This is a genomic window from Hamadaea sp. NPDC050747, from assembly GCF_040654195.1.
In the GTDB taxonomy this organism is placed as follows: Bacteria; Actinomycetota; Actinomycetes; order Mycobacteriales; family Micromonosporaceae; genus Hamadaea.
In genome coordinates, this window is sequence record NZ_JBFAHM010000028.1 from 1 (window position 1) to 21,417 (window position 21,417).

At 70.8% G+C, this 21,417-nt stretch carries 20 protein-coding genes; 12 read left to right on the forward strand and 8 right to left on the reverse strand.

Features of this window, described 5'->3' with window-relative positions; genetic code table 11:
- A partial coding sequence (locus tag AB0H43_RS38430; RefSeq protein ID WP_360008489.1) for a glycoside hydrolase family 16 protein occupies positions 1 to 1,105 on the reverse strand: 1,105 nt, incomplete at its 3' end.
- A 251-nt stretch (positions 1,106 to 1,356) separates the two neighbouring features.
- Between AB0H43_RS38430 and AB0H43_RS38435 the strand changes: the two genes are divergently transcribed.
- Complete coding sequence (locus tag AB0H43_RS38435) at positions 1,357 to 5,019, forward strand: NB-ARC domain-containing protein (RefSeq protein ID WP_360008493.1); 3,663 nt, start codon at positions 1,357 to 1,359, stop codon at positions 5,017 to 5,019.
- Between the two features lie 30 nt (positions 5,020 to 5,049).
- Here AB0H43_RS38435 and AB0H43_RS38440 read toward each other — a convergent pair whose 3' ends face one another.
- Positions 5,050 to 5,916, reverse strand: coding sequence for a M23 family metallopeptidase (locus AB0H43_RS38440; protein WP_360008496.1), 867 nt, complete (start codon positions 5,914 to 5,916; stop codon positions 5,050 to 5,052).
- 96 nt (positions 5,917 to 6,012) lie between these two features.
- Positions 6,013 to 6,894 carry an RNA polymerase sigma factor SigJ gene (gene sigJ, locus AB0H43_RS38445; RefSeq protein WP_360008499.1) on the reverse strand — a complete coding sequence of 294 codons (882 nt, stop codon included), beginning with the start codon at positions 6,892 to 6,894 and terminating at the stop codon, positions 6,013 to 6,015.
- Between the two features lie 108 nt (positions 6,895 to 7,002).
- Here sigJ and AB0H43_RS38450 point away from each other — a divergent pair, with 108 nt between their 5' ends.
- From AB0H43_RS38450 to AB0H43_RS38460, 3 genes are all read left to right on the forward strand, one after another.
- Positions 7,003 to 7,338, forward strand: a complete 336-nt coding sequence (locus AB0H43_RS38450) for a cupin domain-containing protein (RefSeq protein ID WP_360008502.1) — start codon at positions 7,003 to 7,005, stop codon at positions 7,336 to 7,338.
- Positions 7,339 to 7,381: 43 nt separating this feature from the next.
- Positions 7,382 to 8,272 carry a universal stress protein gene (locus AB0H43_RS38455; protein WP_360008505.1) on the forward strand — a complete coding sequence of 297 codons (891 nt, stop codon included), beginning with the start codon at positions 7,382 to 7,384 and terminating at the stop codon, positions 8,270 to 8,272.
- A 107-nt stretch (positions 8,273 to 8,379) separates the two neighbouring features.
- Positions 8,380 to 8,646, forward strand: a complete 267-nt coding sequence (locus AB0H43_RS38460; RefSeq protein ID WP_360008508.1) for a hypothetical protein — start codon at positions 8,380 to 8,382, stop codon at positions 8,644 to 8,646.
- A 3-nt stretch (positions 8,647 to 8,649) separates the two neighbouring features.
- On the opposite strand, the gene AB0H43_RS38465 is transcribed toward AB0H43_RS38460, so the two are convergent.
- The 5 genes from AB0H43_RS38465 to AB0H43_RS38485 all read right to left on the reverse strand — a co-directional run bounded on the left by AB0H43_RS38465 (position 8,650) and on the right by AB0H43_RS38485 (position 12,720).
- Entirely contained in the window at positions 8,650 to 9,150 is a 501-nt protein-coding gene (locus AB0H43_RS38465; protein WP_360008510.1) for a GNAT family N-acetyltransferase, read from the reverse strand.
- Between the two features lie 129 nt (positions 9,151 to 9,279).
- Positions 9,280 to 10,473 (reverse strand): ABC transporter permease, encoded by a 1,194-nt coding sequence (locus AB0H43_RS38470; RefSeq protein ID WP_360008513.1) that lies wholly within the window; start codon positions 10,471 to 10,473, stop codon positions 9,280 to 9,282.
- A complete protein-coding gene (locus AB0H43_RS38475; RefSeq protein ID WP_360008541.1) occupies positions 10,467 to 11,123 on the reverse strand; it encodes an ABC transporter ATP-binding protein in 657 nt (218 codons plus the stop codon). The genes AB0H43_RS38470 and AB0H43_RS38475 overlap by 7 nt, the downstream gene beginning before the upstream one ends.
- Positions 11,124 to 11,128: 5 nt before the next feature.
- Positions 11,129 to 12,208: a peptidoglycan-binding domain-containing protein gene (locus AB0H43_RS38480; protein WP_360008515.1), complete on the reverse strand. Its 1,080-nt coding sequence runs from the start codon at positions 12,206 to 12,208 to the stop codon at positions 11,129 to 11,131.
- Positions 12,205 to 12,720: a hypothetical protein gene (locus AB0H43_RS38485; protein ID WP_360008518.1), complete on the reverse strand. Its 516-nt coding sequence runs from the start codon at positions 12,718 to 12,720 to the stop codon at positions 12,205 to 12,207. Before AB0H43_RS38485 ends, AB0H43_RS38480 begins: the two co-directional genes overlap by 4 nt.
- A gap of 264 nt (positions 12,721 to 12,984) precedes the next feature.
- On the opposite strand from AB0H43_RS38485, the gene AB0H43_RS38490 reads away from it, so the two are divergent.
- From AB0H43_RS38490 to AB0H43_RS38525, 8 genes are all read left to right on the forward strand, one after another.
- The gene (locus tag AB0H43_RS38490; RefSeq protein ID WP_360008520.1) at positions 12,985 to 13,641 is read left to right on the forward strand and encodes a response regulator transcription factor; all 657 of its coding nucleotides are present in this window, start codon (positions 12,985 to 12,987) and stop codon (positions 13,639 to 13,641) included.
- 2 nt (positions 13,642 to 13,643) lie between these two features.
- A complete protein-coding gene (locus tag AB0H43_RS38495; protein WP_360008523.1) occupies positions 13,644 to 14,825 on the forward strand; it encodes a HAMP domain-containing sensor histidine kinase in 1,182 nt (393 codons plus the stop codon).
- A 131-nt stretch (positions 14,826 to 14,956) separates the two neighbouring features.
- Positions 14,957 to 15,430, forward strand: coding sequence for a MarR family winged helix-turn-helix transcriptional regulator (locus AB0H43_RS38500; RefSeq protein ID WP_360008526.1), 474 nt, complete (start codon positions 14,957 to 14,959; stop codon positions 15,428 to 15,430).
- A gap of 51 nt (positions 15,431 to 15,481) precedes the next feature.
- The gene (locus AB0H43_RS38505) at positions 15,482 to 16,894 is read left to right on the forward strand and encodes a DHA2 family efflux MFS transporter permease subunit (protein WP_360008528.1); all 1,413 of its coding nucleotides are present in this window, start codon (positions 15,482 to 15,484) and stop codon (positions 16,892 to 16,894) included.
- Positions 16,895 to 16,922: 28 nt separating this feature from the next.
- Positions 16,923 to 17,498 (forward strand): TetR/AcrR family transcriptional regulator, encoded by a 576-nt coding sequence (locus AB0H43_RS38510; protein ID WP_360008531.1) that lies wholly within the window; start codon positions 16,923 to 16,925, stop codon positions 17,496 to 17,498.
- Complete coding sequence (locus tag AB0H43_RS38515; protein ID WP_360008533.1) at positions 17,482 to 18,939, forward strand: nitrilase-related carbon-nitrogen hydrolase; 1,458 nt, start codon at positions 17,482 to 17,484, stop codon at positions 18,937 to 18,939. The genes AB0H43_RS38510 and AB0H43_RS38515 overlap by 17 nt, the downstream gene beginning before the upstream one ends.
- Before the next feature lie 10 nt (positions 18,940 to 18,949).
- The gene (locus AB0H43_RS38520; protein ID WP_360008535.1) at positions 18,950 to 20,209 is read left to right on the forward strand and encodes an MFS transporter; all 1,260 of its coding nucleotides are present in this window, start codon (positions 18,950 to 18,952) and stop codon (positions 20,207 to 20,209) included.
- 4 nt (positions 20,210 to 20,213) lie between these two features.
- On the forward strand, positions 20,214 to 21,326 hold the full coding sequence (locus tag AB0H43_RS38525) for a hypothetical protein (RefSeq protein WP_360008538.1): 1,113 nt from the start codon (positions 20,214 to 20,216) through the stop codon (positions 21,324 to 21,326).
- Positions 21,327 to 21,417: the final 91 nt, after the last annotated feature.

The following is a 21,417-nucleotide window of genomic DNA, read 5'->3' on the forward strand; positions in this document are numbered from 1 at the left end:
ACGTCGACAACGACAGATCCGCGTTATGCCGCCAATGCTGATCCACCGCCGCAGCCTGACAATCCCACAGATCCACCGCCGTGCCCGCACCACCGTTGTCATCACCGATCACATCCACACACTTGCCACCCGGCCCCGAAACCGTCCCCGACCCGGCCGGAATCGAGCCACCGCCGCCGGTGCTCGTCGCGTACGCCGCGACGTAGTCGACGATCATCGGCACGCCCGACTGAGTCGCGGCCGTCGGGCCACCGCCGAACGCGGCCGGGAAGGAGCCGCCGATCGCCACGTTGAGGATCATGAAGAACCCGTGGTGCGTGGCGTTGTTCCAGGTGGTCGCGTCGACCTGGTTCGAGTAGACCGTGAAGAAGTTGTTCCCGTCGAGATACCAGCGGATCTGTTCGGGTGACACGCTGCGGTCCAGCTCCATCGCGTACGTGTGGAAGCCTGTCTGGCAGCCGCCGCAGGCACGCTCGCCGCTGCCGAGCCCGGTGTACTCGTTGCACGGGCCGCCCGGCGCGACACCACAGTGGAGGGTCGCGAACTCCGAGCTGCGGCCGTTGATGTCCTCCATGAGGTCGATCTCGCCGATGCCCGGCCAGCCCGTCGCGCCGGTCCCGCGCGCGGCCGCGCCGAGGGACCAGAACGCGGGCCAGTACCCGGCCGCCGCCGCGCCGCTGACGTTGGGCTGCTGCAGCGACGCCTCGAAGCGCAGCTTGCCGCCGGCCGGAGCGGCGAAGTCCGTCCGCTGTGTCTCGATCCGGCCGCTGGTCCAGTTGCCGGCGCCGTCGCGGATCGGCTTGATCACGAGGTGGCCCGCACCGTCTTGGTAGACGTTCTGGGTGCTGTTGGTCATGTACTCGATCTCGCCGGTGCCCCAGTTGGCCGCGCCGCCCGGATAGCCGGTGCCGATGTCGTAGAGCCAGTTGGCCGTGTTCACGCCGGTGTTGGCGGCGCCGCTGAAATCGTCGGCGAACAGCTGGGTCCAACCGGCCGGGGCCGGGGGAGCGGCCGTCGCGGTGCTCGCGGACCCCGCCACGAGGGTCGCGGCGACCAGCGCGAGGGCGGCCGCGCCGGCGCGTACGCGAGAAAGGTGAGTGGCCATGAAGGCGCCTCTCCGGGAGTAGGGACGGAGGGTGTGAGAGCGCTCTCACGGCATGGTCCCGCACTGAAAAGAGACTTGTCAATACGCGATTGACCTAGGATGCCTTACGCGATGTGATGGCTGTCGGATCTGCGATTTCGCCCCGAGGCCCATCGACAGCGCCGAGCGACCGTGCGCCGTCGCCTCATCGGCCAAGGTGTGCGCGGCGTCCGGGCGTACCGCCGTCCTCGGCCTAGTCCCAGACTCGGGGCATGATGCGAGCCGCCGGCCGTTGGCTGATCCAGCGGGCGTTTCCGCTGACCGCGACGATCATGGTTGTGGTGCCGGCACTGTTGTGGCTGCCGGTCTGGCTGGATCTCGTCGGGCTGATCTTCCCGGGGCGGGGAATCGGCCTCGTGCTGGACTGGGTGCGCGATCTCGGACCGATCGGGTTGGCGGTGGCGACGTTCGCGGAGACCGACCGTTGGCGGCGCCAATACGCACGCCGGCAGGCGTTGGCGGTGCAGCCGGATACGCAGTCGACTGTGGAGCGACCGGATGAGTTGGAAGCGATCGTCGCCGGGATCGTCGGACCCGCGCCGGTGGGCAAGGCCGCGACCACCGTCGGCCTGACGACCGGAGTGCACGGCGCCGGCGGCTTCGGCAAGACGACACTGGCCCGGATGGTGTGCGCGGACCCGCGTATCAAGTCTCGGTTCGGCGGGCACGTCACCTGGGTGACGCTGGGTCGCGACATCGTCGGGTCCGGAGACCTGGCCGCCAAGGTGAACGAGGTCATCGCGCAGGTGGGGCCGCCGGACGTCGTGGCCGTCTCGTCCGACGCCGGAGAGGCCGGCCGGCAGCTGGCGTACGTGTTGTCGCAGGGACCGCCGCGGTTGCTCGTGATCGACGACGTGTGGCGGCTGCTGCAGCTCGAACCCTTCCTGCTCGGCGCGAAGCACTGCGTACGCCTCGTGACGACGCGGAATCAGGAGCTGCTGGTCGGCCGCGGCTTGTCGGTGGAAGTCGACCAGATGACCGAAGGGCAGGCCCGGCGTTTGCTGACGACCGGGCTGAGCGCTGCGATCCCCGGGCGGACCGAGGACGCGTTGCTGGCCGCGACCGGCCGCTGGGCGCTGCTGCTCAGTCTCGTCAACCGCATCCTGGCCAGCGCCGAACGGACCGGCGTACGCGATCTTTCGGCGTACGCCTCGGAACTCTGCGCGCGCATCGAGACCCGCGGGCCGGCGGCGGTCGACGCGGTCGGCGACGGCGTGCGTGGTCTTGACGTCACCGACTCACGGCAGCGCGCTGAGGCGGTGCAGGCGACCGTGACCGCGAGCACCGGCCTGCTGGAGCCGGATGAGCTGCTGCGGCTGCGGGAGCTGACGATCTTCGCCGAGGACGAGGCGATTCCGCTGGATCTGGTCGGGCGGCTGTGGGCGGCGTCGGCGGGACTGGCCGATCTGGATACTCGTGCCTTGTGCCGGCGCCTGGCCGGGCTCGGGCTCATCACCTTGACGTCCGAGGACGGCGGCCGGGTCGGAATGCATGACGTGCTGCGAGACTATCTGCGGCAGTCGATGCCGTCGGCGGATCTGGCCGAGTTGCACGAGCGCCTGCTGGAGATCGTCTCAGCCGACCTGCCTCGGATCGACGGCGAGATCGCCTGGTGGCAGCTCGACGCGCAACACCGCTACCTGTGGGATCACGTGGTCGAGCACGTGCGCGGGGCGTCCGGGGCCGAGGACGCCGAACGCCTCGCGACCGACCTCCGCTGGGCGACGGCCCGCCTGCTGCGGTCCGGTCCCGAGGCGCCGCAGGCGGATCTGGTCGCCGCGGGCACTCCTCGCGCGCTGCGGATGCGCGAGGTCTGGGCACACAACAGTCACCTGCTCGCACCGACCCGGCCGTCGGCGGCCGTGAGCGACATCCTCGTCGCGGTGCTTGCGGCCGATCCCGATTGGGCCGGTCAGGCCGCGACCCTCAAGGTGGGCGGGGCGACCCGGACGCGGCTACGGCTGCGTGACCCGTTGCCGGCGGCCCCGGCCGGCTTGCGGTTCGCGCTGTCCGGTCCTGGACCGATGGTGTACGCCATGAGCAGTGCATCGGACGGCAGGTGGCTCGCGGCTGCCCGAGATCGGACCGTTCACCTCTGGGACACCGAGACGGGACTGGAACGGGCTGTCCTCACTGAAGACGAGCGCGTCGTGACGCCGATGCGCGCCGGTCCGGACGGAACGTGGATCGCGGCCGCGTACGACGACGGTTCGGCGCTGATCTGGGATGTCGCCTCGGGCCGGCCGGTCACCGAGTTCAGCGCCCACAAGGCCCGGATCGCCGAGCTGGCCGTCGATCCGGGCGGCCGTTGGGTCGCCACCTTGGACATCGACCGGGTAGTGAGGGCGTGGGATCGGCAAACCGGCCGGGCGTTGCTGCGAGCGATATCCGTCACCTCGATCGCGGCGTTGCCGGACGGGCGGCTCGTCATGGGCCGCGCGAACGGCGACCTACGACTGTCGGGAGTGCCCACCACGTGGCAGCAACCGACGCTGCGGGGGCACTCCGGCGGCGTCATCGACGGGATCACGGTCGCGCCCGACGGCACTTGGCTGGCGAGTATCGGCAGTGACGAGTCCGTTCGGATCTGGGACCTGGCGACCACCAGTGAACGGGCGCGGATCGACGGCTGGGCGTCGACGGTGGCCGCCTCGCCCGACAGCCGTACGCTGTATGTCGGGTCGTCCGTGGGAGGCGGTCTGCGCAGCTACGACGCGCTCAGCGGTGCGCCGCTCCACACGTTCAGCGGCCACAGCAGCGCGATCTACGTGATCGCGTTCGCGCCGGACGACAGTTGGTTCGTCTCGGCCGGGGACGACGGCGTCCTCCGGTTCTGGGACCGGGCGACCGGCCGTTCCCGTGGCATCCTCCGTGGACACTCACGGTGGGTCGGTGACATCGTCGTCGGGCCGACCGGCACCTGGCTGGCCAGTTCGAGCGTCGACGGCACGATACGCGTCTGGGATCCGGCCGCGGCCGCTTCGGCGCCGGAACCGACACGCGTCGCCGCCGCCGCGGTTTCACCGGGCGGGCGCATGGCGGTGCTGGGTAGTCAGGTCATCGGCACGGTCACGATGCACGACACGACCGGCGCGCGGACGTTCTCCCGGGAGCTCGACCGGCCCGCCGCGCTGGCCGTCACCGACGACGCGGCGCTGATCGCGTACACGGGATTTCACAAGAAGGGGCTCTGGCTGGCCGGACCGGGTGAACCGATCATGCTCGACGAGGAGGCCGAGGACGGGCGGGTGGTCTTCTCCGGGGACGACCGGCTCCTGGCCGCCGTCGACAAGGCCAAGCGGTTACGGGTCTGGGACTGTGTCACTCACGAGATGGTGTTCGAGCGCCCGGGCGTGTGGGCGGTGGCCTTCTTTCCCGACCGGCGGGCGATCTTCTTCGCCGTCTACGACGAGACCTCGGAGGAGAACAAGTCGTTCGCAGTGGACCTCGACGGGACGATCATCGGCGAATACGGCCCCTACGGGTATTACGTCAGGGCTGTCGCCGTCGCGCCCGTCACGGAGATCGTCGCCGCCGGTGACGGCAGCGGCTATATCTGGCTGGACCTCACCCAGGCCGAGGGAAGTGGCTTCCTCCACGGATTCGACGAGCCGATCGCGGCGCTGGCCTTCGATCCCATGGGCACGATGATCGTCGCGGGGGGAGCGCACGGTCTGGTCGCGGTCTGGTCGATTTACCAGCGGCAGCCGATCGCGGCGTTCCGGTTCGCCGACGCCGTCCTGGCCGTCTCCTGGAACGAGGAAGGCGTCGTGGTGGTGACCTACGGCGGCGTGCATCGCCTCGACCTGCTCGACTGGCCGGCACCCGAACCTTCGTCGGAGGCCTCGGACCCGCCGGAGGCCGGGCGGGACTGACCCACCCGGCCTCCGATGTGCTCGGCTTCGTCAGCCGCAGTGCTCGAACCCGCTGGTGTAACTGGTGCTGCCGACGGATCCGCCCCACTTGACGCAGACGCCCGGCGCGCTGCGCTTCACCGGCCCGGCGTAGTAGCTGAAGCTGCCGGAGTCGGTGGTCCGGGTCGAACCTTCCGGTTCGAGGAAGGCCGACACCGCGCTCGCGGTGCCGACGCTGACGTACTTCAGCGTGACGACGCAGTTGTAGCCGTTGCCGGAGTTGTAGGCCAGGAATACCTTGCCCACCGTGCCGAGCGCCGCCGAGTCGATGACGTCGTAGCCGCTGCCGCAGACCTCCTCGGCGGTGTAGGGGTTGGAGCTGCCGCAGCCGTTGCTGCTTTTGATGGCGATCTTCTGCCCGAGCGAGACCGTGACACCTTCGACCGTCGGGCTCGTGTCGACCGTGCCCGACGAGGTGCGCTGCTCGTAGTGCAGGTGCGGGGCGCTCGAGTTGCCGGTCGAGCCGACGTTGCCGATCTTCGTGCCCTGGCCGACGGACTTGGTCGTGCCGGCCGACTGCACCATGGAGGACAGGTGGGCGTACCGGGTGCGGCTGCCGTCGCTGTGGACGATCTCGACCCACTTGCCGTAGCTCGTGCTCCCGGCGTCCTTGAAGTACGCCGTGCCGGCGGCGGTGGCGCGTACGGTCTCGCCGTCGATCGCGTCGCCGCCGTAGCTCTGCCAGTCGATCGCGCCCGACGGGCTGTGGTTGGGCGTCCAGTTGTTCGCGTAGAAGGTCTTGCCGCAGTCGAACGGCGACTTGTGGGAGATCGCCGCGTGAGCCGGGCTGGGTATCAGGACGGTGAGGAGGGCGGCCGTGGCGATCGCCAGTCCGCCGGCCAGGGTCCGTCGTCTCATAGGACATTCCCCTTCACGTTTGCGCCGGTAGGTGCACTCATGAAGGGGAATGTATGGGCGCTGATTACACGTTTCCTACAGCTCGGCTACAGCGGGTCAGGCCCAGGGCCGGAGTTTCTCGGGGTTGCGGACGGCGAAGACCCGGGTGATGCGGTCGCCGGCGAACTCGAACGCCATCACCGTCGTGGTGACACCGTTCTCCTGGATGACCAGGCCGGGCTGCCCGTTCACGGTTCGGGCCAGGACCGTCAGGCCCGGCAGCTGCGTGGTGATCTCCAGCAGACCCCGCGCGATCTGCTCGGCGCCCTCGATCGGCTCGAGCTTCGCGGTGACGATGCCGCCGCCGTCGGCGATCGCGACCGCCTCCGGATCCAGCAGCCCGATCAGGGCGGTGATGTCTTTCGCCGCCCACGCCGTCTGGAAGTCCCGGACGAGGTCGGCTCGCTGGGCCGGTGGGGTCGTCGGCGTACGCGCGTCGCCGATGCGGCGGCGGGCCGAGGAGGCGAGCTGGCGGCAGGCCGCCGGCGTACGCCCGACGATGTCGGCGACCTCCGGGAACGGGTAGCGGAAGACGTCGTGGAGGATGAAGGCGACCCGTTCGGCCGGTGTCATCGACTCGAGGACCACGAGGAACGCGAGGTTGACCGACTCGTCTAGCGTCACCCGGTCAGCGGGGTCGGCCGGGTCAGCGGGGGCCGCCCACTCCGCCCGTTCCGGCAGCGGTTCGGGCAGCCATTCGCCGACGTAGCGTTCCCGCCGGACCCGGGCCGACCCGAGGATGTCGAGGCAGATCCGGCCGGCGACCCGGGTCAGCCAGGCGGCCGGGTTCTCGATCTCGTCCTGCTGCGCCTCGGACTGGCCGTACCAGCGGGCGTATGTCTCCTGCACGACGTCCTCGGCGTCGGACAGCGAACCGAGCATGCGGTACGCCAGATTGATCAGCTGACGCCGCTCGCTCATGATCACGCTCGGCTCCATCGGCGTCTCCCTCCCCGGCTCGGTCCTCACCAGCCCGACGATGTGGGCGGGGCAAGTGTGAGGTCCACACTAACGCGATGTTGATCATCGGCGGCGTACGCTTCGACGATGCGCATCATCGACGGAGCGGGACAGTGGGCGGCGCCGCCGGCCGGCACGGCGAACGACTGGGTGGAGCACCTGCGGGTGCCGGACCTGTCCGTGGGCACCTACTGCATCCCGGCCGGGGGAGTGGACGACCAGAGCCCGCACACCGAGGACGAGATCTACGTGGTCACGGGCGGGCGGGCGCGGATCGTCACGCCGGACGGCGACGCCGAGGTCGGCCCGGGTGCGGTGATCTTCGTCCCGGCCGGGGAGGTGCACCGGTTCGTCGACGTCGCCGAGGACCTGACGCTGCTCGTGGTGTTCGGTCCGGCGTACGGGTCGCGCGCGACGGCGTAGCCCGGCCGCCCCGGAACCGTTGGGGACGGTAAAGGGGGAAACCATGACAACTCTGCCTGTCGTCGCCGGGGTGGACGGATCGCCGGAAAGCCTCGCCGCCGCCGAGGTGGCCGCCCGCGAGGCGGTGCTGCGGGGCGTACCCGTGCGGATCGTGCACGGGTTCATCTGGCCCGCGATGCGCAACGTCCCGTTGGGTCCGTCCGCGCTGGGGCCGCAGGAGGGCGGCCTGGAGAACCAGGCTCGCCAGATCGTGGCCGACGGTGTCGCCGCCGCCCAGGCCGCCGCGCCCGGGGTCGAGGCGACCGGCGACGTGATCACCGGCTCGGCCGCGCAGGCGCTGATCCGAGCCTCCGGCGGCGCGTCGCTGATCGTCGTCGGCGATCGCGGACTGGGCGCGTTCGCCGGGCTGCTCGCCGGGTCGGTGTCGATCCACGTCGCCGCCCACGCGGCCTGCCCGGTCATGGTGGTACGCGGAAAGTCCGATCCCGCCGCGCCGGTGCTGCTCGCCGCGGACGGCTCGCCCGCCGGCGACGCCGCCGTCGGCTTCGCCTTCGAGGAGGCGGCGCTCCGGAAGGTGCCGCTGTGGGCGTTGCACGTGTGGGCGCATCCCACCGCCGATCTGGCGACCGAGATGCAGCCGCTGATCTTCGACGAGTCCGTCGCCCGAGAGAACGAGGAGCGGCTGATCGTCGACGCGCTGGCCGGGTGGAAGGCAAGGTTCCCCGGGGTGGACGTGCGGACGCAGGTCGTGCACGGGCGCGTACGCCGGACGATCGTCGAGGCCACCGGGGGCGCCCAACTCATCGTGCTCGGCAGCCGGGGTTTCGGCGGCTTCAAGGGGATGCTGCTCGGCTCGGTCAGCCAGGCCGCGCTCTACCACTCGGACTGCCCGGTCGTCATCGTGCCGGGCGCGCCGGAACAAGCCGGGACTTAAGGCCCTGTCGTTCCAGGCGGCGGGCCTGTCAGACTGACCACTCAGGACGCAGCCGATCTCCATAGTGGAGGGTCAGTCGGCGTCATCGGCGGATTCTGGGGGGTTCGGTGACGCGCACGGTCGCCCTGCGCATCGCGTACGCAGTCGTCGCCGCGTTGCTGACCACCGGGATATGGATCGCGGCCACCACTCCGGACGGGATGGTCCGGGGCATCGTGGTGGCGGCCGCGTTGCTCATCGTCACCGCCACCACGGCGGCCCACGTCATGCTGACCGCGGCCGACGTCCGCCGGGAACTCGCCGAGTCCGAGCGGCGGATGGTGGCCGCGATCGCCAAGGCGCTGCAGCCGGAGTCCACCTCCGACAGCGCCTGAGCGCTACGCCGTCAGGTCGACCCGCCAGTCGTTGCTGCGCATCGGCCGCCCCGGCGGGAACTCGAAGTCGACCGGCCCGACCAGCTCGAACCCGGCCTTGCGGCAGATCGCGTTGGACGGCGGGTTGTCCACGTCCGGGTACGCGTGCAGCCAGCGGTGGCGGCCGTCGCGCCGCGCTTCGGCGATGATCGCCCGCGCCGCCGCGGTCGCCACGCCGCGCCCCTGGAACTCGGGGAACACGTGCCAACCGGACTCGTAGACCGTCTCGCCGTCCCACTGGCGGTCCCAGTATCCGATGCTGCCCGCGACCTCGCCGCCCGGCGCCAGCTCCACCCGGAACATCTGGCCGTTGTCGAGCCGGAGGTAGCGCTGGTGGCGGGCGAGCACCTGCTCCTCGGTCTCCGGACCGCCCAGGTGCTCCTTCATCTCCGGGGTGTTCGCCCGGCGGAGGATCTCCAGGTCCGGCTCCGACCAGGGCACCAACTGCACTGCCACGTCACTCATGAAGATCACCCTGCCAGGGCCGTACGACAGGATCAGGGTTCCCGGTCGAATCATGCCCCAAGATTCGACCGGGAACCCTGATCCAGCGCCACAGGGACGCGCCACAGGGGCGCGCCACAGGGACGCGGCTCAGGGGGCGGCGAGCGCCTCCGTCGGGGAGAGCCGGGCGGCCCGGATCGCCGGATAGAGCCCGGCGAGCCCGCCGATGACCAGCGTCGCCCCGGCCCCGCCGAGCGACACCCACGCCGGCACCACCGTCGGCCATTCCTGATAGGCGGCGTACGCGCCGGTCACGAGGATGCCGAGGGCGACGCCACCGGCCCCGCCGAGCAGGGACAACAGGAGGGATTCGGCGAGGAACTGCGTACGGATCTGGCCCCGGGTGGCGCCGAGCGAGCGGCGTAACCCGATCTCGGCCCGCCGTTCGAGGACGGAGATGACCATCGTGTTGGCCACGCCGACGCCGCCCACCAGCAGGGCCACCGCGCCCAGGCCCAGCAGCAGCCCGTTGAGCGTCGCGTCGGTCGCCTGCTTGGCGGCGAGTGCGTCGGACGGCCGCGACACCTGCACCTCGTTCGGCGCGGCCGGGTTCGCCGTCGCGGCCAGCACCGCGCGTACGTCGTTGACGTAGCGCTCGTCGGACCGGGTGTACACCGTGGTCGCGTACCCGTCGAAATGCAGCTTCGAGGTCGCGACCGGCCAGCCGACGACGGCGGCCGTGTCGAGTTCGGGGGCGAGCGGGACCGGGGCGAGCAGCCCGACCACCGTGAACCACCCTCCCCCCAGCCAGACCTGCTCGCCGGGGGCGGCGACGCCGAGCCGTTCGGCGGACTTCGCGCCGAGCACGACGGCCGGGTAGGTCGCGGTGGCGTCGTTGAGGAAGACGCCCGCCGACATCGCCGCGCCGACGGCCTGGGGCAGGTCGGTACGCCCGGCGAGCACCGCGATGCCGCCGGACTGCCCGGACGGGATCTTGTCGTTGCGGTAGACGTGCGTGTTCGGCACCTTGCCGGTGGCGGAGACGTCGGTGACCGGTGCGATCTGGCCGATCATGCCCTCGGCCTCGGCCGGGAGGTGGGAGTCGTCGCCGAACAGGCTCTGCCCGGGACCGACCGTGAGCAGGTTGGTGCCGAGTGCGGCGAGCTGCCGGTTCAGATCCTCGCGGCTGGACGCCGAGATCCCGACGACCGCGATCATCGCCGCGATGCCGATGGCGATCCCCAGTGCCGACAGGAACACCCGCAACGGCCGCGTCCGCAGCCCTGCCCCGCCGACCCGCAGAACGTCCCGTGGCCGCAGCCGGGTGGGAGCGAGCGTCACCATGGGAACACCCGCCCGTCCTTCATCCGAACCTGACGTGGCAGCGACGCGGCGATCTCCTGGTCGTGCGTGATCACGACGATCGTGGTGCCCGCGTCGTGCAGGTCGCGGAGCAGCGTCATCACGCCGGCTCCGGCGGCCGAGTCCAGGTTGCCCGTCGGCTCGTCGGCCAGGAGCAGCGGCGGTTCGCCGACGACCGCGCGGGCGATCGCCACTCGCTGGCGCTCGCCACCGGACAGCTCGTGCGGCTCATGGTCCAGCCGGTGGCCGAGCCCGACTCGCCGCAGGGCCTGTTCGGCGAGCGCGCGCCGGCGGGCGAGCGGCACCCCGGTGTAGAGGAGCCCGTCGGCAACATTGTCCACAGCGGACACTCCGGGTGCGAGGTGGAACTGCTGGAAGACGAAGCCGAGCGTACGGGCCCGCAAGGCGGACAGCTGCCGATCGGTCAGCCGGTCGAGCCGATGGCCGTCGATGGTCACGATGCCGGTCGTCGGGTGGTCGAGCGCCCCGATGAGATGCAGCATCGTCGACTTGCCCGAGCCGGACGGCCCGACGATCGCGACGAACTCGCCGCGATCGATGCGCAGGCTCACCTCGTCGACCGCGACGACGCCGCCGGGGTAGCTCTTCGAGACCTCGTCCAGCTCTACGATCGCGGTCACTTGGGCACCCCCACCGTCATGCCCTCGGTGACCTCGCCGCCGGTCAGCTCGACCTTGCCGGCCGCGAACAGCCCGGTCTTCACCGCGGCGTACCGGGTGCCGGAGCCGTCCACGACAAGCACGCCGTAGCCGCCCTCCTGCAGGGCGAGCAGCGCCCCGACCGGCACGGTCAGCACGTTCTCGTGCCGGTCGGCGACGAGCACGACGTCGACCGGGGCCTCGTCGAGCGTGCCCAGCTTCTTCTGGTCGGCGATGGTCACCACCACGTCGACGGTGGTGGTGGAGGTCTGGTTCGCGCCGCTTCCGCTGGTCGCCTTGGTCGCGACCGTGCCGACGCTCGCCACCGTCCCGGCCACCGCGGTTCCACCCGGCAAGGTGATCTGGGCGGACACGCCTTTGTGGACCAACTGCTGGTCGGCCACGTCCAGTGCCACGGTCACCACTCTCGTGATCCCCGTGTACGCCAAGAGCGGGCCGGTCGCCGCCGAACCCGGATCGGTCTTGTGCCCGGCGACGCGGATCTGCCCGGGGGCGACGACGACCCGGGACACCTCGACCCGGCCGGTCTCCGGCAGCCCCAAGTCCTCCTGCCAGCGCCGCACCGCGTCCGCAGTGGACGAGGTGAACTCGTCGTCCACGGTGAACCCGGTGTAGCCCAACGCTGTGAGGTTGCTCTCCAGCGTCTTGACGTCGTCGCCGTCGACTCCGGTCGCCAGCGTCCGGTAGAACGGCGTACTGCCGTAGAGGAGCACGACCGGCTGTGCATCCACCTTGTACACCGGATTGCCCCGGCTGACCGTGGAACCCTCCGGCGCCAGCCAGGTCACCGTGCCCGCCGGACCTTTCGCGCTGACCGTCGTCGGGTCGCCGTAGCCGAGCGTACCGGTGACGGTCTTGGTCTCGGTCAACGTCTCGCGGGTGACGGGGGCGGTCGCGGGCGGCTGATGCGCCCCGGCCGACGGAGTCTCCGTCCCGCCGCCGAAGCCGAAAGCCGCCACGGCCGCCACCCCGGCGACCAGCACCGCGCCGCCCGTTCCAGCCGCTGTGCGTACGCGACGGCGCCGCCGGGCGCTCACGAGCGCGCCCCGAGGCTGGGGAAGACCGCGGTCAGCTTGTCCTGGCAGGCCGTCATCGCCTGCTGGAACGCCGGGCTGGTCCGGTCGATCTTGCCGAGCGCGCCGCCGAAGCCGCCGCCGTTGGGATCGGGGTCCGGCATGTCGACGCCGTGATCGCGCATGCACTGGGCGAACACCCGCAGCTGCTCCAGTTGGTTCGCGTCCAGCGAGCCCAGCAGTCCGGCGGGCAGCAGGCTCTGGCACTTCTTCAGGGCCGCCTGGAATTGGGGTGTGCCCGCCAGCGCCGGATCGAGATCGGGCCGGCCGGTGCTGGGATCGGGATCGCCCACCGGTACGCCGTTCTCCCGCATGCACTGGGTGAACTTCATCATGTCGGCCGCCGACGCCGAGGCGCTCGCGGTCGGGGTCGCGCCCCCGTTTCCGGCGGTCGCGATGCCGGAGCCGTCGTCAGAGCCGCACGCGGTCAGGGCCAGGGCCAGCGCCCCCGCCGCGACCAGGATCAGTCTTCTCATGCCGGCCAGTAGACCGAGCCGCCGATAACCCCCGCGTAACCCGCCGCGCTCCCGCCTCGCTCACCGGACGCTCCGCTTCCCGGTTGTCAGGCGCAGGTTGCTAGGCGCTGGATCAGGGTTCCGGGTCGAATCTTGGACCAAGATTCGACCGAGAACCCTGATCCAGCGCCTAACGGGGCAGCTAGCGGGGCGGCGGCGTTACGGCGGCGTTATCCGGGGGCAGGCACGATGGAGCGGCCCGACCCGTCCGGCAAAGGGGACGCAATGCGCATTCTGGTGGTGGAGGACGAAACCATCCTCGCCGACGGCATAGCCGAGTGGCTGCGCCGCGAGGCGTTCGCGGTCGACGTCGCGTACGACGGGGACGCGGCCTTGGAGCGGCTCGGCGTGAACGACTACGACGTGCTAATCCTCGACCGGGACCTCCCGGTGGTACACGGCGACGACGTCTGCCGGGCGGTCGTCGAGTCCGACGCCACCACGCGGATCCTCATGCTCACGGCGGCCGCCGCCGTCCGCGACCGGGTCGCCGGGCTCTCGCTGGGCGCCGACGACTACCTCGCCAAACCGTTCGCCTTCGTCGAACTGTCCGCCCGGGTGCACGCACTGGCCCGGCGGGCACGACCGGCCGCGCCGCCCGTGTTGTCCCGATCCGGCGTCACCCTCGATCCGGCGCGGCGGGAGGTGTGGCGCGACGGTCAGCCGATCACGCTGGCGAACAAGGAGTTCGCGTTGCTGGCCGAGCTGCTGCGGGCCGAGGGCACTGTCGTCAGCGCGGAGTACCTGCTGGAGAAGGTGTGGGACGAGAACATCGACCCGTTCACCAACGTCCTGCGGGTCACGATGATGAAGCTGCGCCGCAAACTCGGCGAGCCGTCGCCGGTCGAGACGGTGCCCGGCGCGGGATACCGGGTGGTCTAGCCATGAGCCGCTGGAGTCTTCGCGTACGCCTGACGGTCCTCTACGGGGGCCTGTTCGTCTTCGCTGGGGCACTGCTGCTCGGCGTGACCTACTTCCTCGTCGAGCGGAGTCTCGACAGCCGGATGGGCACGTCCACCGGCAATCTCGACTTCCGCCCGAAGACGCTGGAGAACCTGGGGACGATCCAGGTCAACGGCCAGACGATCAACATTCCGCAGGCGATCATCGACTACCGCGCCCAGCAGGAGCAGTTCCGCAAGGACACCCTCGACTCGCTGGTGACCGGGGGAGCGATCGCGCTCGCCGGGGTGGGCGTCGTCGCAGGCGCGTTCGGCTGGCTCGTCGCCGGCCGGGCGCTGCAGCCGCTGAGCCGGATCACCGAGACCGCCCGCCGGATCGCCTCCGCCCCTGATCGGGGCCTGCACGAGCGCATAGCGTTGACCGGTCCGAAGGACGAGGTGAAGGAGCTGGCCGACACCTTCGACACGATGATCGAACGGCTCGACCGGTCGTTCGACGGGCAGCGCCGCTTCGTCGCGAACGCCTCCCACGAACTGCGTACGCCGCTCGCCCTGAACCGGGCGCTGGTGGAGCTGGCGGTCGCCCGGCCGGACGCCGTGCCCCAGACGCGTCAGCTCGGCGAGTCCCTGCTTTCGGTGAACGAACGTCATGAACGGCTCATCGACGGGCTCCTGACGCTGGCCGAAAGCGAGACGGCGATCGTCGAGACCGTCCCGGTCGACCTGGCCGAGGTGGCGCGGCACGTGCTTGACCAGGCGCCGCCGGCCGATCGGACGGTCTCCGCCGACCTGTGTCCGGCCCCGACGACCGGCGATCCGGTGCTGCTGGAACGACTGGCCCAGAACCTCGTCGAGAACGCTGTACGGCACAACGTGGCTCAGGACGGCTGGCTGTCGGTGCACACGACGTCGGTGGACGGCCGGGCACGGCTCGTCGTGGAGAACTCCGGTCCGGTCGTGCCCAAGTACGAGATCGAGACGCTGTTCCAGCCGTTCCGACGACTGCGGGGGGAGCGGACGCGCAGCGAACCGGCGGGCGAACGCGGATTCGGGCTCGGGCTGTCGATCGTCCGGGCGGTGGCCCGCGCCCACGGCGGCGAGGTCACCGCAGACCCCCGGTCCGGCGGCGGCCTCACCGTCACCGTCACCCTCCCCGGGACGTAAGCGCTGGATCAGGGTTCCGGGTCGAATCTTGGACCAAGATTCGACCGCGAACCCTGATCCAGCGCCCTAAGAGACGCCGTCCAAGAAGCGAAGCGGGATCCGTAGATAATCTGTAACGGTACGATTGACGCATGACCGCCATGGCCCCGAACCGGACCGCCCCGGACCTGTCGTTCTTCCTGGACCACACGAGCCACGTCCTGCGTACGCGGATGGCGGCGGAGTTGGCCGAGATCGGGCTCACCGCCCGGATGCACTGCGTCCTCGTGCACGCCCTGGAGGAGGAGCGTACGCAGATCCAGCTGGCGGAGCTGGGCGACATGGACAAGACGACGATGGTCGTCACGGTCGACGCGCTGGAGAAGGCAGGGCTGGCCGAACGCCGTCCGTCGTCCACCGACCGCCGGGCGCGGATCGTCGCGGTGACTCCGGCGGGGGCCAAACTCGCCCAGCGCAGTCAGGAGATCGTCGACCGGGTGCACGAGGAGGCGCTCGGCGCCCTGCCCGCCAAGGATCGCGAGGTCTTCTTGCGGGCGATGGAACGCCTGGTGGAGGGGCATTTGGCGCAACCGGTGGAGAACGCGGCCCGGCGCGCTCGCCAGTAAAGATCCGCAAACAGATTGTCTGTAACGGAACTATCCGTTACAGTCCCTCTTATGTCTCAACGCTGGATCGCGCTCGGCGTACTCGCCACCGCAATGCTCATGACGATCCTCGATGGCAGCATCGTGACCGTCGCGATGCCCGCCATCTCCGCCGACCTCGGCTTCACTCAGGCCGGGCTGAGCTGGATCGTCAACGCGTACCTCATCGCCTTCGGCAGCCTGTTGCTGCTCGCCGGGCGACTGGGCGACCTGCTGGGCCGGCGGCGGCTCTTCCTCGCCGGGACGGCGCTGTTCACCGCGGCCTCGGTGCTCGCGGGCGCGGCGACCAGCCCGGCGGTCCTGATCGCGGCACGCTTCCTGCAGGGCGTCGGCAGCGCCACGGCGACCGCCGTCAGCCTCGGCATCCTGGTCACCCTCTTCACCGACGTCCGCGAACGATCGCGGGCCATCGCGGTCTACAGCTTCACCGGCGCGGCCGGGGCCGCGATCGGCCAGGTCGTCGGGGGTCTGCTCACCGACGCCCTCGGCTGGCACTGGATCTTCCTCATCAACCTCCCGATCGGCGTCGCCGCGCTGCTCGCGGCTCGCCGCACGCTCCCGGCCGACCGCGGGCTCGGCCTCGCGGCCGGGGCCGACGTGCTGGGCGCGCTGCTCGTCACCGGCGGCCTGGTGCTGGGCATCTATGCGGTCGTCTCGGGTCACTGGCTGTGGGCCGGTTCGCTCGCCGCGGTGCTGCTGTTGTCCTTTGTGGTACGCCAAAAGACCGCACGGAGCCCGTTGATGCCGTTGCGCATCTTCCGGTCACGCGAAGTCTCCGTCGCCAACGTGGTGCAGGCGCTGACCGTCGCGGCCTGCTTCGCCTTCCAGGTGCTGACCGCCCTCTATCTCCAGCAGGTCGCCGGTTACGACGCGACGCAGACGGGGCTCGCCATCCTGCCCGCCGCGGTGGTGATCGGGGCGGTGTCGCTCGGCCTGGCCGCCCGCCTCAACGCGCGATTCGGCGAGCGCAAGGTGCTGCTGACCGGGCTGGCGCTGCTGACCGTGATGCTCGGCCTGCTCTCGCGAGTGCCCGTGCACGCCGACTACGTCACCGATCTCCTCCCGATCATGCTGCTCGCCGGCGGATTCGGGCTGGTGCTGCCCGCGTTGACCACGCTGGGCATGTCCGGGGCCAAGGCCGACGACGCCGGGCTGGCCTCCGGGTTGTTCAACACGACTCAGCAGATCGGGATGGCGATCGGGGTGGCCGTGCTGTCCACTCAGGCCGCCGCGCGTACGGGGGATCTGCTGAGCGCCGGGCTCGCCGAGCCGGCGGCGCTCACCAGCGGCTACCGCCTCGCGTACGCCATCGGGACCGGGCTGCTGATCGTGGCCTTCCTGCTGGCGTACGCGCTGCTCCGCCCACGCCGGCCGGTGCCCGGCGTGGAGCGGGTGGCAGTCCGGGTGGAGATCGGGGCTTCCTAAGACTCGAGTCGATGTGTACGTTGTACACATGGCTCCGGGAACCGCGCAACGACTGGCCGACGCCGCCCTCGCGATCCTGATCGCCGAGGGGGCGCCGGCCGTCACCATGCGGCGCGTCGCTGCGGACGCGGGAGTGACCACAATGGCCACCTACCGCCATTTCCCGAACCGGGAGGCGCTGTTGCGGACGGTGGCCGTGTCCGCGCAGCGCGACGTCGCGGCGACCTGGGGCCGGCGTGGCGGGGCTGATTTCGCCGGTCAGCTGGCCGGGTTGCTCGACGACTTCCTCGACTTCGCGCTCGGCCAGCCGAACCTCTACGCGTTCCTGCTTACCGACGTGCGCGAGGGCGCGCGCCGGTTCCCGGAGGACTTCGCCGAGGGCGGCTCGCCGACGTTCGATCCCTTGGTCGTCGCCGTGCGGCACTGGATGGCCGCCGGCTACCTGCGCGCCGACGATCCGCTGGAGGTCGCGCTCACCCTGACCTCGTGTGCGCAGGGGCTCGTGCAGCAATACCTCGGCGGCCGCATGGGGCTGCCCGAGGCCGATTTCCGGGCGCTGTGCGCCCGCACGGTGGGGAGAGTCCTGAATGGAATCCGAGGCTAGACCGAATCGCTGGATCGTCCCCGGAGCGTTCCTGGCGACCGCTGTCATGCTCTACTTCGGCACCGGGCTGACGCCGATCGCGTGGCTGACCTGGCTCGCGCCGCTGCCCGCGCTGCTCCTCGCGCCGAAGGTCCGTCTGCGGACCGCCCTGCTGGTGGCGTTCGGGGCGTATCTCGTGAGCACCTCGAACAGCTGGGCCTACTACGCGCATTCCTACGATGTGCCGCTCCCGGCGGGTATCGCCATCAGTCTTGGTTACTCGATCGCCTTCACCGCCGGGGTGCGGCTGTTCCGGGCCTGGGTGCGGCGTGGGCGGCCGCTGCTGGCGGCGTTGTCGGTGCCCGCAGTCTGGGTGGCGCTGCTCTATACCTCCGCGTCGGTGAACCCCACCGGCATCAGCGGCACGCTCGCGGGTTCGCAGGTGGGCGTACCCGTCGTGCTGCAGACGGCCTCGGTCGCGGGCGCCTGGGGTGTGGAGTTCCTCGTCATGCTCGGCCCGGCGCTGGTTGCCGCGCTCCGGTTCGCTCCCCTACGCGTCGGCGCGGTCTCTCTCGTCGTCGCGCTTCTGGTGGGCGGATTCGGCGTCCTGCGGCTGGCCGGGGACGAGAGCGTGCCGGAGCAGCGCGTCGCGGCGATGGTCCACGACACCGCGCCCTGGGGAGTCGACATCACCTCGCCGGAAGGCCAGGCCCTGGTCGACAAGTACGCCGCCGCGATCGCCACCCTGCCCGCCGAGGTGACCACGGTCGTGCTGCCGGAGGCCGCGTTCGGGGTGGACGACGCCTCACTGCCGACCTTGCGGGACAAGATGTCGGCGCTGGCCACGGCTCGGCGGCTGACCCTCGTCGTCGGTTACCTGCGCCGCTCCGGTGGCGACAAGTACAACGAGTCGCTGGCGGTGCCGGGCGACGGCCGATCGCCGGTGAGTTACCTCAAACACCACGACCTCGCCAGTGTCCTCGGCGACGACCTCGCCTTCGTGCCCGGTACGCACACCGGCCTGGCGATCTGCATGGACGTGAACTTCCCCGACCCCGCTCGCGACTACGCCCACGCCGGGGCGACGATGCTGCTGATCCCGGCCGCCGACAACGACGAGGACGGCTGGCAGCACGCCCACACCGCGGTGCTGCGCGGAGTCGAGAACGGGATGTCGGTCGTGTGGGCCGGGCGCTACGGAACCGCGATGATCGCCGACGGGCACGGGCGCGTACTGGCGGAGAAACACGTCGGGCACGCCGACGCCGTCACCGTCGTCATTGCGGCCGTCCGGCCGGGTTCGGGCGACACGCCGTACACCCGAATCGGCGATTGGGCGGCTTGGCTGGCGATCGCGATCACCCTCCTCGCGGGCGGCCTGCTGATTCGCGGTGTGCGCCGTCGTCCGGCGTCGATCGGCGCCGCCACCGAGGAGCCCGTACGGACGGAAGCCCGCGTGTAACGTACGCCGAATGATCACCGGAACGCTCGTCTCCCCGCCGGTCGAAGCGGAGACGAGCGGCCGGTGGCGACGGGATTTCCGCTGGCGCTGGGCGGCCCAGTCGGCGAGCGAGGCGGGCAGCGCGGTCGGCTACTCCGCCCTCCCCATCGTCGCGGTGCTGGCCCTCGACGTCACCGACTTCCAGGTCTCGCTGCTGTCGGTGCTGTCGGGAGTGGTCAGCGCGGTTCTCGCTGTTCCGCTCGGTCCGTGGATCGAGTACCACCGCAAACGGCCGATCATGATCGGGGCCGACGTCCTCCGGTTCGTGGCCGTCGGCTCGATCCCGGTCTCGGCGTACTTCGGCTGGCTGACCTACTGGCAGCTCTGCGCGGTCGCGGTCACCCAGATGGCGGCGCTGCTCGCCTTCAACGCCGCCAGCACGGCCGATCTGCGTACGCTCGTCCCGGTCGCCTTCCGGGCCGAGGCGAACAGCCGCTTCGAGACGACCCTGTGGACGGCGTACACCCTGGGGCCGCCGGTCGGCGGCGTGCTGATCTCCGCCTTGGGGGCGGCCGCGTCGATGGTCGTCGACGCGGTCAGCTTCCTCGCCTCCGCGTTCGGCATCAGCCGCGTACGCAAACCCGAACCGCCGCCGCCACAGCGGGCGCGGGACCAGCACTGGGCGCAGGATCTGGTGGCGGGCTGGCGATACATCCTCGGCCACCGGGGCCTGGCCGCCCTGTTCTGGAACGCCCTCGTCTTCGGCGGCTGCATCATGGGGACCGCCCCGCTGATCACCGTCTTCATGGTCCGCGACCTCGGCTTCGAACCCTGGCAGTACGGCGTGTCGTTCGGCCTGTCGGGCATCGCCGGGATCGTCGGCTCGCTGCTGGTCAAGCCGATCCTGGCCCGGTTCAGCCAGCACCGCGTCCTGCTGGCCACGGGAGTCGGGCGGAACCTGTGGCTCGGGCTGATGCCGCTCGCGGTCGCGGGGACCGGCGGCTTCGTGATCATCACGGTCTCGGAGTTCCTGTTGCTGCTGTTCGTCGGCGTCTTCAACCCGACGTTCGCCACGTACCGGATGAACGCCACCGACGACCAGCACATGTCCCGGGTGTCGGTGGCCTGGTCGATCAGCACCAAGATCGCCCAGCCGATCTTCATCGCCGCCGCCGGCGCACTGGCCGCGGCGACTAGCGCGCGTACGGCGATCATCGTGTTCTCGGTCGTGCTGCTCGCCTCGTCGCTGCTGCTCCCGTGGCGTGGCGACCAGGCGACTGTGGGACGATGACCTTGTGCAGCCGGACCCGCTCGCGCAGGCTCAGGAGTACGCGTCCAGCGGCGATCACGCCACCGCCATCCGGCTCGCTCGGGAGGCCGAGGACGCGTACGCGCAAGCCGCGCCGGACGACCTCGAAGCCGCGACCACGCTGCTCTGGGTACGCCTGAACCTGGCTCGCTGGCTCGCCGTGCAACGCCGCCCGGACCGGCGGGCCGCGCTCGACGTGCTGGACGCGGCCGAGCAGACCTGGCGGTCGCCGATCGTGCAGGGATCCGAGATGGTGCACCTGCTCGGCGCGGAACTCATGTCCCTGCGCAGCTTCGTCCTCCGGCAGGTCGGGCGGGCCGCCGACAGCATCGCCGCCGCCGATCAGGCGCTGCTGTTCTTCGCCGATCTGGAGGCGACCGCCCCCGAGGCGCTGTCCGCCGTCGGCCGGGTCCCGATCCTGCTCAACCGGGGCGCGGCGCTGGCCGACATCGGGCGTACCGGGGAATCGGTCACGCCGCTGACGCTGGCGCTGGACCTGCTGCGGTCGAGCGGCACGATCCATCGTGAGCTGGAAGTGGAGCTGCTGGTCCTGCGCGGCACGTCGAACACGCTGCTCGGCCGGTTCAGCGACGCCGAACAGGACGAGACCGAGGCGATCACGCTGGCCCGCGCCCAGTCGAGCCGGGCCGCCCGCCACCTGCTGGCCGCCGCGCTCAACAACTACGCCACGACGCTGACCCGGATGCGCCGCCTCGACGAGGCGCTCGACTCGGTCGGTGAGGCGATGAGCGTACTGCGGGAGATCGACGGCGAACCGACCACCGCCTTCCAGCGCCGCCGCTGGGGGATTCCCCTGTCGACGGAGGCGGAGATCCTCCTGGCGCTGGGCCGCAAAGCCGACGCCGCCCGGTCGGCCCGGCTCGCCGAGCCCATCATGCGCGAGTACGCCGAAGAGCTGCCGGACCTGGTCGCCGGCTCGCTGGCGAACGTCTGCCTGCTCGTCGGCGACGCCGAAGACGACCTGCTGTACGCGCAGGAGGCGTACCAGCGGTTCGCGGAGTTGCGGGATCGGTTCCCCGGCCGCTACGACTTCTGGTGGCGCCGGTCGGCCGACGTCGTGGCCCGCTTGACCGCCTAGGTGTTCTGTCCACGGACGTTGGTGACTGGATCTTGAAAGGGTGAGGACCTCCGGGTAGGTGTGGAGCTACCAAGACAGCCACCCCACCCGG

What these genes read in the sequence shown, in the direction of transcription:
- AB0H43_RS38515 (WP_360008533.1), top strand. Translation starts at nt 17,482, where the DNA reads ATGGAATCCGAGGCTAGACCGAATCGCTGGATCGTCCCCGGAGCGTTC.
- AB0H43_RS38510 (WP_360008531.1), top strand. Translation starts at nt 16,923, where the DNA reads ATGGCTCCGGGAACCGCGCAACGACTGGCCGACGCCGCCCTCGCGATC.
- AB0H43_RS38485 (WP_360008518.1), bottom strand. Translation starts at nt 12,720, where the DNA reads ATGAGAAGACTGATCCTGGTCGCGGCGGGGGCGCTGGCCCTGGCCCTG.
- sigJ (WP_360008499.1), bottom strand. Translation starts at nt 6,894, where the DNA reads ATGGAGCCGAGCGTGATCATGAGCGAGCGGCGTCAGCTGATCAATCTG.
- AB0H43_RS38455 (WP_360008505.1), top strand. Translation starts at nt 7,382, where the DNA reads ATGACAACTCTGCCTGTCGTCGCCGGGGTGGACGGATCGCCGGAAAGC.
- AB0H43_RS38520 (WP_360008535.1), top strand. Translation starts at nt 18,950, where the DNA reads ATGATCACCGGAACGCTCGTCTCCCCGCCGGTCGAAGCGGAGACGAGC.
- AB0H43_RS38470 (WP_360008513.1), bottom strand. Translation starts at nt 10,473, where the DNA reads ATGGTGACGCTCGCTCCCACCCGGCTGCGGCCACGGGACGTTCTGCGG.
- AB0H43_RS38450 (WP_360008502.1), top strand. Translation starts at nt 7,003, where the DNA reads ATGCGCATCATCGACGGAGCGGGACAGTGGGCGGCGCCGCCGGCCGGC.
- AB0H43_RS38465 (WP_360008510.1), bottom strand. Translation starts at nt 9,150, where the DNA reads ATGAGTGACGTGGCAGTGCAGTTGGTGCCCTGGTCGGAGCCGGACCTG.
- AB0H43_RS38500 (WP_360008526.1), top strand. Translation starts at nt 14,957, where the DNA reads ATGACCGCCATGGCCCCGAACCGGACCGCCCCGGACCTGTCGTTCTTC.
- AB0H43_RS38505 (WP_360008528.1), top strand. Translation starts at nt 15,482, where the DNA reads ATGTCTCAACGCTGGATCGCGCTCGGCGTACTCGCCACCGCAATGCTC.
- AB0H43_RS38490 (WP_360008520.1), top strand. Translation starts at nt 12,985, where the DNA reads ATGCGCATTCTGGTGGTGGAGGACGAAACCATCCTCGCCGACGGCATA.
- AB0H43_RS38435 (WP_360008493.1), top strand. Translation starts at nt 1,357, where the DNA reads ATGATGCGAGCCGCCGGCCGTTGGCTGATCCAGCGGGCGTTTCCGCTG.
- AB0H43_RS38440 (WP_360008496.1), bottom strand. Translation starts at nt 5,916, where the DNA reads ATGAGACGACGGACCCTGGCCGGCGGACTGGCGATCGCCACGGCCGCC.
- AB0H43_RS38495 (WP_360008523.1), top strand. Translation starts at nt 13,644, where the DNA reads ATGAGCCGCTGGAGTCTTCGCGTACGCCTGACGGTCCTCTACGGGGGC.